Origin of the sequence: Rhodanobacter sp. FW102-FHT14D06 (assembly GCF_043950705.1) — a bacterium.
Classification (GTDB): domain Bacteria; phylum Pseudomonadota; class Gammaproteobacteria; order Xanthomonadales; family Rhodanobacteraceae; genus Rhodanobacter.
The window spans coordinates 3,987,442-4,000,820 of the sequence record NZ_CP170722.1; the positions used below are offsets into that span (position 1 = coordinate 3,987,442).

13 protein-coding genes are annotated in these 13,379 nt (G+C 66.5%); 8 read left to right on the plus strand and 5 right to left on the minus strand.

What is annotated here, in order from left to right; all coding sequences use genetic code 11:
- Positions 1–21: 21 nt before the first annotated feature.
- Entirely contained in the window at positions 22–1,575 is a 1,554-nt protein-coding gene (locus ACFCQI_RS18080) for an oligopeptide:H+ symporter (protein ID WP_395118957.1), read from the minus strand.
- A gap of 141 nt (positions 1,576–1,716) precedes the next feature.
- On the opposite strand from ACFCQI_RS18080, the gene ACFCQI_RS18085 reads away from it, so the two are divergent.
- From ACFCQI_RS18085 to ACFCQI_RS18095, 3 genes are read left to right on the plus strand one after another with little or no spacing between them, the layout of a single operon-like run.
- On the plus strand, positions 1,717–2,133 hold the full coding sequence (locus ACFCQI_RS18085; protein ID WP_395118959.1) for a ribonuclease domain-containing protein: 417 nt from the start codon (positions 1,717–1,719) through the stop codon (positions 2,131–2,133).
- Complete coding sequence (locus ACFCQI_RS18090; protein WP_395118961.1) at positions 2,130–2,573, plus strand: barstar family protein; 444 nt, start codon at positions 2,130–2,132, stop codon at positions 2,571–2,573. Before ACFCQI_RS18085 ends, ACFCQI_RS18090 begins: the two co-directional genes overlap by 4 nt.
- A 30-nt stretch (positions 2,574–2,603) precedes the next feature.
- Positions 2,604–2,867: an RNA-binding S4 domain-containing protein gene (locus tag ACFCQI_RS18095; RefSeq protein ID WP_395118963.1), complete on the plus strand. Its 264-nt coding sequence runs from the start codon at positions 2,604–2,606 to the stop codon at positions 2,865–2,867.
- A 1-nt stretch (position 2,868) separates the two neighbouring features.
- Here ACFCQI_RS18095 and ACFCQI_RS18100 read toward each other — a convergent pair whose 3' ends face one another.
- Positions 2,869–3,687 (minus strand): arylamine N-acetyltransferase, encoded by an 819-nt coding sequence (locus ACFCQI_RS18100; RefSeq protein WP_395118965.1) that lies wholly within the window; start codon positions 3,685–3,687, stop codon positions 2,869–2,871.
- A 121-nt stretch (positions 3,688–3,808) separates the two neighbouring features.
- Here ACFCQI_RS18100 and msrA point away from each other — a divergent pair, with 121 nt between their 5' ends.
- Together msrA and ACFCQI_RS18110 are read left to right on the plus strand one after the other, a co-directional pair.
- Complete coding sequence (gene msrA, locus ACFCQI_RS18105; protein WP_395118967.1) at positions 3,809–4,489, plus strand: peptide-methionine (S)-S-oxide reductase MsrA; 681 nt, start codon at positions 3,809–3,811, stop codon at positions 4,487–4,489.
- Positions 4,490–4,639: 150 nt separating this feature from the next.
- Positions 4,640–6,484 carry an ABC transporter ATP-binding protein gene (locus ACFCQI_RS18110; protein WP_395118969.1) on the plus strand — a complete coding sequence of 615 codons (1,845 nt, stop codon included), beginning with the start codon at positions 4,640–4,642 and terminating at the stop codon, positions 6,482–6,484.
- Positions 6,485–6,508: 24 nt separating this feature from the next.
- Here ACFCQI_RS18110 and ACFCQI_RS18115 read toward each other — a convergent pair whose 3' ends face one another.
- Positions 6,509–6,931, minus strand: a complete 423-nt coding sequence (locus tag ACFCQI_RS18115) for a hypothetical protein (protein WP_395118971.1) — start codon at positions 6,929–6,931, stop codon at positions 6,509–6,511.
- A 150-nt stretch (positions 6,932–7,081) separates the two neighbouring features.
- Entirely contained in the window at positions 7,082–8,182 is a 1,101-nt protein-coding gene (locus tag ACFCQI_RS18120) for a hypothetical protein (RefSeq protein WP_395118973.1), read from the minus strand.
- A gap of 350 nt (positions 8,183–8,532) precedes the next feature.
- Here ACFCQI_RS18120 and parE point away from each other — a divergent pair, with 350 nt between their 5' ends.
- Positions 8,533–10,422: a DNA topoisomerase IV subunit B gene (gene parE, locus ACFCQI_RS18125; RefSeq protein WP_395118975.1), complete on the plus strand. Its 1,890-nt coding sequence runs from the start codon at positions 8,533–8,535 to the stop codon at positions 10,420–10,422.
- Positions 10,423–10,468: 46 nt separating this feature from the next.
- Entirely contained in the window at positions 10,469–10,990 is a 522-nt protein-coding gene (locus ACFCQI_RS18130; protein WP_395118977.1) for a 3-hydroxyanthranilate 3,4-dioxygenase, read from the plus strand.
- A 141-nt stretch (positions 10,991–11,131) separates the two neighbouring features.
- On the opposite strand, the gene ACFCQI_RS18135 is transcribed toward ACFCQI_RS18130, so the two are convergent.
- The gene (locus ACFCQI_RS18135; RefSeq protein WP_395121404.1) at positions 11,132–11,680 is read right to left on the minus strand and encodes an NUDIX hydrolase; all 549 of its coding nucleotides are present in this window, start codon (positions 11,678–11,680) and stop codon (positions 11,132–11,134) included.
- Between the two features lie 168 nt (positions 11,681–11,848).
- Between ACFCQI_RS18135 and ACFCQI_RS18140 the strand changes: the two genes are divergently transcribed.
- Complete coding sequence (locus ACFCQI_RS18140; RefSeq protein ID WP_395118979.1) at positions 11,849–13,378, plus strand: amino acid permease; 1,530 nt, start codon at positions 11,849–11,851, stop codon at positions 13,376–13,378.
- Position 13,379 lies beyond the last annotated feature (1 nt).

Sequence of the window (13,379 nt, forward strand, 5' to 3'; positions counted from 1 at the left end):
TCTGCAGGAGTGCACCCTGCATCAGGCAGGGCGGTAGTGGTCGACTTCGCGATAACGCCTGGCGTACAGGCCGAACGCCAGCGCAGCGAGCAAGGCGAAAGCGGCGAAGAAGAACATCTGGAACGCCGTGACGCTGAGCCCGCTGTGGGCGATCGAACCGATCACGCTTTCGTTGCGCACCGCCGCGTTGGCCAGCAGCACCCACAGGTTGCCGACCGTGGTGGTGAGGTTCCAGAAACTCATCACCACGCCCTTCATCGAGGCCGGCGCCTGGCTGTAGGCGAACTCCAGACCAGTCGCGGAGACCAGCACCTCGCCGAAGGTGAGCAGCGCGTACGGCAATACCTGCCACACGATGGACAGCGGATCGCCGCCGTCGATCACCACCTGCAGGCCGCCCACCACGATCCAGGCCAGGCCGCTGAACGCGATGCCGGCGGTCATCCGGCGCAGCGCGGTGGGCTCGTAGCCGAGCCGGCGCAACAGCGGGTACAGCACCAGGTTGTTGAACGGGATCAGCAGCATCACCAGCAACGGATTCAGCGCCTGCATCTGCGCCGGCCGGAACCAGGACGGCATCGTCATCTCGCCACCCTGTATCACCCAGGTCGAGGCCTTCTGGTCGAACAGCGAGAAGAACGGCGTGGTCAGCGCGAAGATCACCAGCACGCGCAGCACGTTGCGTGCGCCATCGACCGCAGCGTCCGGATGCGCGCCCCGTGCGCGATCCATCTGCAGCCAGGCGCCGCCGCCCACGCCGCCGATCAGCACCACCAGCGCGATGCATGCGGCGATCACGAAGCCGAGCGACGGCACCAGCGCGAACGACGCCAGCGCCACCACCACCGCGACCACCGCCAGCCACAAGCCCGGCCGCGTCTGACCCGGCCGCTGCGTCAGCAGCGCGGTACGGACCACCCGCGAAAACGCGTGCTGGTCCGGCGGCCCCGGCGGCACCATCACGTACTGCTTGCGGCCCAGCCAGAACACCACGGTGGCGACGAACATCAGGCCCCCGGGAATGCCGAACGCCACCGCCGCGCCGAAGTGGTGCAGGAACAGCGGCATCAGCAGCGAGGCGAAGAACGAGCCGAAGTTGATGATCCAGTAGAACGCGTCGAACACCATCTTCGCCAGGTGCTTGTTCGACTGGTCGAACTGGTCGCCCACGAACGACGCCACCAGCGGCTTGATGCCGCCCGCGCCCAGCGCGATCAGGCCCAGTCCCGCGAAAAAACCCAGCCGGTTGTCCTCGAAGATCGCCAGGCAGGCGTGACCGGCGCAATAGACGAGGCTCATCCACAACACGGTGTTGTACTTGCCGAAGAAACGGTCGCTGATCCAGCCACCCAACAGCGGGAAGAAATACACGCCGATCACGAAGGTGTGGAACACGTCCTTCGCCGCCAGCATGCGCTGGCCCTCGGGCAGGTACAGCAGCAAGCTCGTGATCAGGAACGGAGTGAGGATGTTGCGCATCCCGTAGAACGAGAAACGCTCGCAACCCTCGTTGCCGATGATGTAGGCGATCTGGCGCGGCAAGCGGCCGCGATCATGGTCGGAGGTGGTGCTCATCCGGGCTCCGGAAGTCGGGTGGGCAGCGCACGCGCTGTATCGAGGCGAAGGCGGAGTGTGCGTAATTTCCTTCGATGAAGGAAGCCTGCAGCCCCGTTCGGCCCTGCTAAGCTCGCCTCGCCACCGCCTGCCGCGAGAACCATGCGCCGTATTCGACCGCTGCTGTTGCTGCTGATCGCCATCGTCGCCGTGCTGCTGTGGCAGCGCCACGGCGAAGCGCCGGGCGCGCCTGCCGGCCCCGCCGGCAACCCTGTCGCCACGCGCGTGGCACCGGCGGACGACGCGATGGCATCGCTGCCGCTGCAGGCGCGCGCGATGGTGCAGCGGATCGCCGCCGGCGGTCCGTTCGAGCACCGCCAGGACGGCGCCGTGTTCGGCAACTACGAAGGCTCGCTGCCCAAGGAGCCACGCGGCTACTACCACGAGTACACGGTCGAGACGCCCGGCGCGCGCAACCGCGGCGCGCGGCGCATCGTCACCGGCGGCACGCCGCCGGAAGTCTGGTACTACACCGACGATCACTACCGCAGCTTCCGCCGCTTCGAGGTGGCGCGATGAGCGCGGACCGTTTCGACCTGGACCTGACCCGGCCCGCGCTGAGCGGCGTGTATTTCGTCGGCGTCGACGATCTCGATCGGCTGGCCCGCATCGCGGCGCGTGACGATTTGCACGTGTGTCGCACCGACCTTGCCGGCTGCCACGACAAGGATGAACTGCTGCACCGCCTGGCGGTGTCGTTGCAGCTGCCGGCCAGCTTCGGTCACAACTGGGACGCGCTGGCCGACTGCTTGCGCGATCTCGGCTGGCTGCCGGCGTGGGGCCACGTGCTGTTGTTCGAGCACGTCGACGACTTGCGCGCGACGGCCAGCCGCGACTACGAGATCCTGCTCGGCGTGCTGGACGACGCCGCCACCTTCGGCGCAGAGCACGACCATCCCTGGTTCGCCTTCCTGGCGCTGCCCGACAGCGCGTTCGAGCACGCCCATCCTTCCGCCTGAGCGCGGACCATCCATCCCCACGGCAAGACCATGCAGACCATCGAATTTGAACTGGAAGGCGGCTACGTCGAACTCAACATGCTGCTGAAGCTGGTCGGACTGTGCGACAGCGGCGGCGCCGGCAAGGCGATCGTGGCGAGCGGCGCGGTGAAGGTCGACGGCACCGTGGAACTGCGCAAGACCTGCAAGATCCGCGCAGGCCAGTTCGTCACCCTCGACGACGTGGAAATCCACGTGCTGGCCGACCCGCTGGGCGACGAAGACGGCCGCCCGTCGGCCGGCGGGCACCGCTGAATCAGGCGCGCGGCAAGCCTTGCAGGCGATCGCCGAGCGCCTCGACCGCGGAAGCTGGCAGCAGGAATTCACCTTCCATCACCTCGCGCAGCTCGGCCAGGTCGCGCAGTTGCCGGCGCTCCGGCTCCTGGCCATCGCGACGGATGGTGAACTCGTAATCGAGCAGGCCCAACCGTCGATCCGCGGTGGTGCGGCCGAGCAAGAGATGGCTGACGAAGCGCGAGGCCGGGTGGCTCGACACGTAATGATTGGCCACCACGTAATCGACCATCGGCACCGCGCGCAGATCAAACCGGTACAGCGTGCGCCACTGGCCATGCGCCAGCGACTGCATGCGCCACTCGCCATCGCGTTCGAGCAACCGGAAGGGTTCGTGCGCGGTGGCCTGCCGGATATCCGGCAGCAGCCGCAGCGCACCGGTGAGCACGTGGCCGCCGAAGCCGACATCCGCCAGCCAGCTCTCGCCCTCCAGCTCGACGCGCAACAGCATGTGGCTCTGCGGGGTTTGCGTATCCTCCGGATGACCCCACAGCACGCGGGCGATCAGGCCGCTCACCTCGAAGCCGATCTCGCGCAGCATCGCTTCGAACAGCAAGTTCTGCTCGAAGCAGTAGCCGCCACGGCCCTCGTCGACCAGCTTGCGCTGCAACGCCGCCAGACCGAGATCAACCGGCCGGCCCATCAGCGGATCGAGGTTGGCGAACGGGATCGTGGCCACGTGCGCGATGGCCAGCCCGCGCAGGGTCGGCAGATCCACCCCGACCGGGCCGGACCAGCCCACGCGGCGCAGGTAGGCGTCCAGATTGACGGCGTCAGGCATGCAACCCTCCAGCGAATTCGCCGCCCATGGTAGCGCCGCACCGTCGCGAGGTAACCGCCGCCCTCCCGTCGACGAATGATGGGTTGAGTGCGTCCGCACGCCATCGTCAGCGAGGTTGCCCATGATCCGTCCACGCCGCCTGTTTCCGTTTGTCGCCGCGCTCCTGCTCGCCGGCCTCGCGGCCTGCCAGCCCGCCGCGGCTGCTCGTGAAGGCGTGCGCCTGCCCTCGCCCGTCGTCGATGCGGCGCCTTCCACCGCGCACGACGAGGTGGCCGTGCTCGCCGGCGGCTGCTTCTGGGGCATCGAGGCGGTATTCGAGCACGTGAAGGGCGTGCGCAAGGTCACCGCCGGCTATTCCGGCGGCGCCGCCAGCACCGCCCACTATGATGAGGTCAGCGGCGGCGACACCGGCCACGCCGAGTCGGTGCAGGTCGAGTTCGACCCGTCCCGGGTCAGCTACGGCACGCTGCTGCAGGTGTTCTTCTCGGTCGCGCTGAACCCCACCGAACTCAACCGGCAAGGACCGGATCGCGGCACCCAGTACCGCTCGGTGATTTTCTACGGCAACGACGAGCAGAAGAAGATCGCCACCGACTACATCGCCCAGCTGACGGCGGCCCATGCGTTCGCCGCGCCGATCGTCACCCAGGTGGTTCCGCTCACGGCGTTCTACCCGGCCGAGGCCTATCACCAGCACTATTACGACCTGCACCCGCGCAACCCGTACATCGTGATCAACGATGCGCCCAAGGTGGCCCACCTGCAGCGGCTGTTCCCCGAGCTCTACCAGGCCGCTTTGTAGGGGCGCGCTCGTGCGCGATGCTCTTCGTGACGCAACGAAAAGGCATCGCGCCCAAGGGCGCTCCTGCGACAGGGGTCGCCTTGCGTGTGACGGCACGACCCCCATGTCGGAAGCTCCGCGCACCGTCCGCGCCTTCCGGCGACCTCCCACGTGCCACCCCACGCCACTTCTCCCGAGCCACCGAAGGAACTCGCCCGCAGCTTCCTGGGTGTGTTCCGCTACAGCGGTCGTGCGCTGGAACTGGTCTGGAGCACCAGCCACGCGCTGACCGTCGCGCTGGCCGCGCTCACCCTGGTCGCCGGCCTGCTGCCGGCCGGCATCGCCTGGGTCGGTGCGCACATCGTGGATGCGGTGGTGGCCGCCAGCCGCCTCTGGGCCACAGACGGCCACGCGCCGCTGCGATCGGTCTTCGAATGGGTGGCGCTGGAAGGCGTGCTGGTGGCGGCGCTGGCCGGCGCGCAACGCGGCCTGTCGCTGTGCCAGTCGCTGCTGCGCGCGCAGCTCGGCCAGCGCGTCAACGTGATGATCCTGGAAAAGGCGCTGACCCTGGAGCTGGCGCACTTCGAGGATTCGGAGTTCTACGACAAGCTCACCCGCGCCCGGCGCGAGGCATCGAGCCGGCCGTTGTCGCTGGTCACGCGCACGTTCGGGCTGGGCCAGAACGCGATATCGCTGCTCAGCTACGGCAGCCTGCTGTTCCAGTTCTCGCCGTGGGCGGTGGCCGTGCTGCTGCTGGCCGGCTTGCCGTCGTTCTTTGCCGAGACGAAGTTCTCCGGCGACGCATTCCGCCTGTTCCGCTGGCGGTCGCCCGAAACGCGGATGCAGCTGTACCTGGAAACCGTGCTGGCGCGCGAGGACCACGCCAAGGAAGTGAAGCTGTTCGGCCTCGGCCCCCTGCTGCTGCAACGCTATCGCGACATCTTCCACACCCTGTACCGCGCCGATCGCGACCTCGCCGTGCGCCGCGACAGCTGGGGTTTCGTGCTGGGCTTGCTGGGCACGCTGGCGCTGTACGGCGCCTATGCGTGGATCGCCGCCAGCACGGTGATGGCGCGCATCACCCTGGGCCAGATGACGATGTACCTGGCGCTGTTCCGCCAGGGCCAGTCGGCGGTGTCGGCGATGCTGTCGGCGATCGGCGGGATGTACGAGGACAACCTCTACCTCTCCACGCTGTACGAGTACCTGGAAACGCCGGTGCCGCCGGCGACCGGCATGGCGCAGCGCGGCGCGAAGCCCGAGGACGGCATCCGCTTCGAGCAGGTCAGCTTCACCTACCCCGGCGCCAGCGAGCCGGCGCTGCGCGACATCGACCTGCACATCCGTCCCGGCGAATCGCTGGCCCTGGTCGGCCAGAACGGCTCGGGCAAGACCACCCTGATCAAGCTGCTCACGCGCCTGTACACGCCCGACAACGGCCGCATCCTGCTCGACGGCACCGACCTGCGTGAATGGGACGAGGCCGTGCTGCTGCAGCGCATCGGGGTGATCTTCCAGGACTTCGCCCGCTACCAGATGCGCGTGGGCGAGAACGTCGGCGCCGGCGACGTCACCCACTTCGACGACGAGGCGCGCTGGCGCGAGGCCAGCGACAAGGGCATGGCCAGCGACTTCATCGACAGCCTGCCCGCCGGCTTCGAGACTCAGCTCGGCAAGTGGTTCAACGACGGCCGCGAACTCTCCGGCGGCCAGTGGCAGAAGATCGCCCTGGCCCGCGCCTTCATGCGCTCGCGCGCCGACATCCTGGTGCTGGACGAACCCACCGCCGCGATGGATGCGCAAGCCGAAGCCACCATCTTCGAACACTTCCGCGAACTTTCCGGCGGCCGCATCGCGATCCTGATCTCGCACCGCTTCTCCACCGTGCGCATGGCCGACCAGATCATCGTGATCCAGGACGGCCGCATCATCGAACGCGGCAACCACGAACAACTGATGGCCAAGAACGGGCACTACGCGCATCTGTTTTCGTTGCAGGCGCAGGGGTATCGGTGAGCCCCTGACGACCGCGACACCAACTCAGTCGTAGTAGCCGGGTGCGAACACGAGCGCGCTTTCCGACGGCAGTTTCGGATCCTTCGCCGCATGCGGAGCGTAGAGGCTTATCCCCAGCGCCAAGGAAATCGCCCCATCGACCTCGCGTTCCAGCTGTGGATCCTTGGATTTCAGGTACTTCACGGCCTCGTCGAAACCCACCCCCAGCAGGTTGATCCCGCAGAGCTGCGGCACTGCAGGCGGGGCGAGTTCGATCGCCTCAAGGTGTCCAGCCTTGTCGTAAATGGCGAACAGCCCCAGGTCGGCGAAGTGGTCACTCGGACAGGCGGCGTCCGGGGTCCGCTTGAACGAGTTGAACCTCGCAGGCAGCAGCGCCCTGACTTGCGCCGCGGACATCCCGAAGACAAGACGACCCACACCCTTCTGCGAAGTGATCACGCGCTCCATCGGCCCCTTGCCTCCTGCAACGCCTGATCACTTGAACAGCAGTTTGCGCAAGCGAGTCCGCACGCGTACTGAACTCCCGCCCAAAAAGTCACCGAAGATGTTCGTCAGCCGCGTCGAGTGCGCCGCGACAGGAAACCCGCATCGCCGTGTTCAACGCACGCCTGCAGCGCTGATCGGCACGGTCACCGTCGGCGAAGGCTTTTTCAACGAAGCATCACCGTCGCCCATTGCCACCGATACCATGCGGCCACCGTCGACATACTCGATCTCCCGCGTGTCGCTGGTGAACACCGTACGCGGCTTTCCGACCTGGCCGATGGTGGCCTGTGCAGCCAAGTCCAGCTGCAACATATGTGCAATCTCGGCGCCGCTGGCCTGCATCGCGGCCTTCAGCGCCTCTCCATGATCGGCTGCCCAGGCACCGGCCAGATACTGGGCGCGGGTATCGGCATCCCATATGGGCGAAGCCGCCTGCGCCAGCCGCCTGCGGTGCTCGACCTGCTCCTGGTTGATCTTCGTGCGCAAGCGCGCCGCCTCCGGGTCGCGCCGATTCAGGTCGGCATTGGCTTTTGCGATGTCGTCATCCACATGCAATGCGAAATAACGCTGATTTTCCTGCGCTGTCATGCGTTTGCTGTCTTCGGCGGTTTTCCGCGGCGCTACCTGCCGCTTCGACTGATAGACGAGCATGTTCCGGTAGATCGGTTTGCCGGAGTCTGCGCCAGTGCCTTCGATCGACACGAGCGAGATCACCTGCAAGGCGGAGAAATCCGGCGTCATCGAGTACGTGGTTTTCACCAGCAGGCGACGGGGAGCGGAGGCCGGCGCGGTTGCCACCATCTTGAAATCACCGAAGCGCGCCGGTTGCAGGATCAACGCCTGCCGCAACGAGTCGCTCAATGCCGATCTTGCGTCAAACCCCTGCAAGGCTGCGCGCAGCGGCTGCACGTGCTCCTCGGCAAATCGCTTCGCCTCCGCCTTGATCTCCGCATTGACTATCGCCATGCCAAGCGCGCCACCGGCCGCGGCGGCCATGATCGGCACGCCTGGCCCCGCGATCACGTTGGCACTGGCGGCAGTAAACGTGTCTTGCGCAGCCAGACTGTCCTGATCGATCACCTCGACCACGGACACTGGTTCGAGCTCGTGCAGTTGCGCCGCGCTCGGCCGTATCACCTGTGCTTGCTGTGCGCAGCCGGCCAGCCCCATCACCGCTGCCATGGCAACGGCCCAATTGACCCCTCGATTCATGCTGTTCCCCTGATGATTTGACGGTCGGGCTGCGCCGTGTCCGCAACGACATGGCGAGTCGACGCGCAACTCTAGTCCCGCGTTGCGCGTGACGACAAGCGATGCCTGGTCGCAATAAATTGCGCCTCGGCGTCACCGAGCCACGCGGGCGTCAGCGGGGTCAGCTCAACCCCGAGGCTATCCAGCGCGAAGCCAATTGCCGCTTTCCCCAAGCGCCCTTTTTTGGTCATGACGTCGGGGACGTGACCAGCAGGCGCCAAGCGCCAGGCGGCGTGCCTGTTGTGCGTCGGCTTGACCCTGCCCGCCCGAGCCCCGCATGCTTTGTGTCTTGTCTCGCAGAAAACACCCGCATGAGCAGTCGCTACAACGCCGTCGACATCGAAGTCCTCTCCGGCCTGGACCCGGTCAAGCGCCGGCCGGGCATGTACACCGACACCACCCGCCCGAACCACCTGGTGCAGGAGGTGGTGGACAACTCGGTGGACGAGGCGCTGGCCGGGTACGCCAATGCGATCGAGGTGGTGCTGCATGCCGATGGTTCGGTTTCGGTCAGCGACAACGGTCGCGGCATGCCGGTGGACATCCATCCCGAGGAAGGCGTGTCGGGCGTCGAGCTGATCATGACCCGGCTGCACGCCGGCGGCAAGTTCAGCGGCAAGAACTACAGCTTCTCCGGCGGCCTGCATGGCGTCGGCGTGTCGGTGGTCAACGCCCTGTCCGATCGGGTCGAGGTGACCATCCGTCGCGACGGTTCGGAATACGCGATGGCGTTCGAGCACGGCGACAAGGTCAGCTCGCTGGAGATGACAGGGACGGTGCCGAAGAAGCGCAGCGGCACCACGCTGCGTTTCTGGCCCGAGGCGAAATACTTCGACTCGCCGAAGATCTCGCTGGGCAAGCTCAAGCATCTGCTGCGCGCCAAGGCCGTGTTGTGCGCGGGGCTCGACGTGAAACTCACCGACGAGGCCAGCGGCGAAGTCGTCGAATGGCGTTACGAGGACGGCCTGCGCGACTACCTGCGCGGAGAACTGAACGGCAACGAGCTGCTGCCGACCGAGCTGTTCGTGCACCAGATGGCGCGCGACGCCGAAGGCATGGAGGTCGCGCTGGCCTGGCTGCCCGAGGGCGAACTGGTCCAGGAAAGCTACGTCAACCTGATCCCCACCATGCAGGGCGGCACCCACGTCAACGGCCTGCGCAGTGGCCTGACCACCGCGATCCGCGAGTTCTGCGACATCCGCAACCTGCTGCCGCGCGGCGTGAAGCTGGCGCCGGAGGATGTGTGGGAGCGCATCGCGTTCGTGCTGTCTGCGCGCCTGCAGGACCCGCAGTTTGCGGGCCAGACCAAGGAGCGGCTGTCCTCGCGTCATGCCGCCGGGTTGATCGAGAACGTCATCCACGACGCCTTCAGCCTGTGGCTGAACCAGCACGTGGACATGGGCGAGCGCATCGCCCAGTTGGCGATCGAGCGCGCCAGCGCACGGCTGAAGGCGGCCAAGCAGATCGTGCGCAAGAAGATCACCCAGGGCCCGCAACTGCCCGGCAAGCTGGCCGACTGCACCGCCACCGACCTCACCCGCACCGAGCTGTTCCTGGTCGAGGGCGATTCGGCCGGCGGCAGCGCCAAGCAGGCACGCGACAAGGAGTTCCAGGCAATCCTGCCGCTGCGCGGCAAGATCCTCAACACGTGGGAGGTCGAATCCACCTCGGTGCTGGCCTCCGAAGAAGTGCACAACCTCGCCGTGGCGATCGGCTGCGATCCGGGCAAGGACGACTTGAGCGGCCTGCGCTACGGCAAGGTAATCATCCTCGCCGACGCCGACTCCGACGGCCTGCACATCGCCACCCTGCTCTCGGCCCTGTTCCTGCGGCATTTCCCGCGACTGGTCAGCGAAGGCCACGTGTTCGTGGCGATGCCGCCGCTGTTCCGCGTCGACGTGGGCAAGCAGGTGTTCTATTGCCTCGACGAGGGCGAGAAGGAAGCGATGCTGCAGCGGATCGAGCGCGAGAAGATCAAGGGCGCAGTCAGCACCACCCGCTTCAAGGGCCTGGGCGAGATGAATCCGCCGCAGTTGCGCGAATCCACCATCCACCCGGACACCCGCCGCCTGGTGCAGCTGACCGTCGACGACGATGCCGGCACGGCGAAGCTGATGGACATGCTGCTGGCCAAGAAGCGCGCCGGCGACCGCAAGGCGTGGCTGGAGGAAAAGGGCGACCTGGCCACGCTGGAAGTTTGAGCGCGGCGACAGCGCTAAGATGCGGCCATCGAACGCGAGCGACGCCATGTCCCTGACCCCGCCCCTCAACTTGCAGCGCTGGATCGACGAGCACCGCCACCTGCTGAAGCCACCGGTGGGCAACAAGTGCATCGTCGACGGCGACTTCATCATCATGATCGTCGGCGGCCCGAACGCGCGCACCGATTATCACTACGACGAAGGCCCCGAGTTCTTCTACCAGCTCGAGGGCGAGATCACGCTGAAGGTGCAGGACGACGGCGTGGCCCGCGACATCCCGCTGCGCGCCGGCGAGATCTTCTACCTGCCCGCACGCGTGCCGCATTCGCCCAACCGCGCCGCCGGCTCGATCGGACTGGTGATCGAGCGCCGCCGCCTGCCCGGCGAAAAAGACGGCCTGATGTGGTTCTGCGAGCAATGCAACCACAAGCTCTACGAGGAGTATTTCACCCTCGCCAGCATCGAGCAGGACTTCCCGCCGGTATTCGAGCGCTTCTACCGCTCGACCGACGCACGCACCTGCAGCGAATGCGGCCACGTCCATCCCGCACCGGAGAAATACACGTAGGGCGAGCACGGCCCGCCGTCGCCACGCACGAATCGGTGCGGCGTTCGGTATCGCGTAGTTCCCCAGCGATGGCTGTGGGAGCGCACCTTGTGCGCGATGCTCTTGGGCCTTGGCCGAAAGGCATCCGCACAAGTTGCGCTCCTACATTTTCATCAGCCACTTGCGCGCCATCCGCCGCAACGACGCGTCGAGCGTCTCGTCGGCAGCAACTTCGTTCACCGGTCGCCATGCCAACGCGTGCGATTCGGCATTCACCACGAACGATTCGTCGGCGCCGCCATGCACCACGTAACGCACGTCGTAATGCCAATGCTCCGGTTCGTTCCCTCGCGCCGCGATGCGGTGCCGGTCGATGTCGAAAATGTCGCCATCGATACGAAGGCCGGTCAGGCCGGTTTCCTCTTCCGCTTCGCGCAGGGCCACACGCCCGAGGTCCGTGTCGCCATCGGCATGGCCGCCCGGCTGCAGCCAGCGATCCAGCTTGCGGTGATGCATCAGCAAGACACGGCCGCCATCGGCGCTGACCAGCCAGGCCGAGCCGGTGAAATGAGCCACCGGGTTGCTGCGCTCGAAAGCATCCGCGTGTGTCTGCGCGAAATCCTCGAACTGCGCGACGACGTCGGCGTCACCCTGCCATTGGTCACGGTAGCGACGAAGGGCCTGGATGAGACTGCTTGCGGACTCGCCCATGGGCACCTGCACGCGTGAAAGAAAGTGGGCGCGGCATGTTTCGCCGCAACATGGACGAAGCTTGTACAACCTTCGTCGCATGGGATATGTTGGCCCGCCATTGTCCAGCCTGTCCACGCACGCCGCCATCGCGCGGAAAGGACAGGAAATCCATCCGAGGGGAACCCGATGACAAAAGGTCTTTTTGCCACCCACGGCATCGAGGCGATGCCTCATGTCGACGCCGGCGAGCCTGTCGAGGGCAGCGGTACCGGCGAGGTGACACTGAAACGCGCACTGACCGCGCGTCACCTGGTGATGCTCGGTATCGGCGCGGTCATCGGCGCCGGCATCTTCGTGCTCACCGGCACGGCGGCGGCGCAGTTCGCCGGTCCGGCGCTGGTGATCAGCTTCCTGATGGCCGGTTTCGCCTGCGCACTGGCCGGTCTCTGCTACGCGGAGTTCGCCGCGATGCTGCCGGTATCGGGCAGCGCCTACTCCTATTCCTACGCCACGCTGGGCGAGGTGGTCGCCTGGTTCGTCGGCTGGAACCTGGTGCTGGAATACCTGTTCGCCGCCTCGACCGTGGCGGTGGGCTGGTCGGGCTACTTCAATGAAATGCTGCGCATGATCAGCGCCTGGATCGGCGTGGATGTCTCGCTGCCCGCCGCACTGGCCTCGGCACCACTGACCTTCGACGCCAGCGGCCACCACATCATCGCCACCGGCACCCTGATCAACCTGCCGGCGGTGGCCATCGTGGCGGCGATCAGCTGGCTCTGCTACCGCGGCATCACCCAATCGGCCACGGTCAACGCGATCATCGTGGCGATCAAGGTCATCGTGATCCTGCTGTTCCTGGCCGTGACGTTCCATTACCTCAACCCGGATCTCTGGCACCCGTTCATCCCGGAGAACGAGGGCGGCGCCAAGTACGGCTGGAGCGGCGTGATCCGCGCGGCGACGCTGGTGTTCTTCGCCTATATCGGCTTCGACGCCGTATCGACTGCCGCGGGCGAGGCGAAGAATCCGCAGCGCGACATGCCGATCGGCATCCTCGGCTCGCTGGCGATCTGCACCCTGCTCTACATCGCGATGTCCGCGGCGCTGACCGGCCTGGCCCCCTACACCGAACTCAACACGCCCGAGCCGGTGGCCACCGCGCTCAACTACGTGCTGGGCAACGTGCCGGCTGGCAGCAGCGCCAGCCATATCCTCGGCACGCTGAAGATCCTGGTGGTGTTTGCCGCGCTGGCGGGTCTCAGCTCGGTGGTGCTGGTGATGCTGATGGGCCAGCCGCGCATCTTCTATTCGATGTCGCGCGACGGCCTGCTGCCGCCGCTGCTGGGCAAGGTGCACAAGAAACACCGCACCCCGTACGTGGGCACGGTCATCGTGGGCGTGATCGCCTCGGTGCTGGCCGGCCTGTTCCCGGTCGATGTGCTCGGCGACCTGGTTTCGATGGGCACGCTTCTGGCGTTCACCACCGTATGCATCGGCGTGCTGGTGCTTCGCCACACGCGCCCGGATCTGCCGCGCGCATTCCGCGTGCCATTCGTGTGGGTCGTCTGCCCGCTCGGCGCGGCGGCCTGCCTGTTCCTGTTCTGGCAGGCGTTCGTGGTGCGCTGGTGGCTGATCCTCGGCTGGACCGCGATCGGCTTCCTGATCTACGGCTTCTACGGTTACCGCAACAGCAAGTTGCGCCAGAACGCCCACTGAC

What these genes read in the sequence shown, in the direction of transcription:
- ACFCQI_RS18130 (WP_395118977.1), top strand. Translation starts at nt 10,469, where the DNA reads ATGTCCCTGACCCCGCCCCTCAACTTGCAGCGCTGGATCGACGAGCAC.
- ACFCQI_RS18115 (WP_395118971.1), bottom strand. Translation starts at nt 6,931, where the DNA reads ATGGAGCGCGTGATCACTTCGCAGAAGGGTGTGGGTCGTCTTGTCTTC.
- ACFCQI_RS18135 (WP_395121404.1), bottom strand. Translation starts at nt 11,680, where the DNA reads ATGGGCGAGTCCGCAAGCAGTCTCATCCAGGCCCTTCGTCGCTACCGT.
- parE (WP_395118975.1), top strand. Translation starts at nt 8,533, where the DNA reads ATGAGCAGTCGCTACAACGCCGTCGACATCGAAGTCCTCTCCGGCCTG.
- ACFCQI_RS18120 (WP_395118973.1), bottom strand. Translation starts at nt 8,182, where the DNA reads ATGAATCGAGGGGTCAATTGGGCCGTTGCCATGGCAGCGGTGATGGGG.
- msrA (WP_395118967.1), top strand. Translation starts at nt 3,809, where the DNA reads ATGATCCGTCCACGCCGCCTGTTTCCGTTTGTCGCCGCGCTCCTGCTC.
- ACFCQI_RS18100 (WP_395118965.1), bottom strand. Translation starts at nt 3,687, where the DNA reads ATGCCTGACGCCGTCAATCTGGACGCCTACCTGCGCCGCGTGGGCTGG.
- ACFCQI_RS18080 (WP_395118957.1), bottom strand. Translation starts at nt 1,575, where the DNA reads ATGAGCACCACCTCCGACCATGATCGCGGCCGCTTGCCGCGCCAGATC.
- ACFCQI_RS18140 (WP_395118979.1), top strand. Translation starts at nt 11,849, where the DNA reads ATGACAAAAGGTCTTTTTGCCACCCACGGCATCGAGGCGATGCCTCAT.
- ACFCQI_RS18095 (WP_395118963.1), top strand. Translation starts at nt 2,604, where the DNA reads ATGCAGACCATCGAATTTGAACTGGAAGGCGGCTACGTCGAACTCAAC.
- ACFCQI_RS18090 (WP_395118961.1), top strand. Translation starts at nt 2,130, where the DNA reads ATGAGCGCGGACCGTTTCGACCTGGACCTGACCCGGCCCGCGCTGAGC.
- ACFCQI_RS18085 (WP_395118959.1), top strand. Translation starts at nt 1,717, where the DNA reads ATGCGCCGTATTCGACCGCTGCTGTTGCTGCTGATCGCCATCGTCGCC.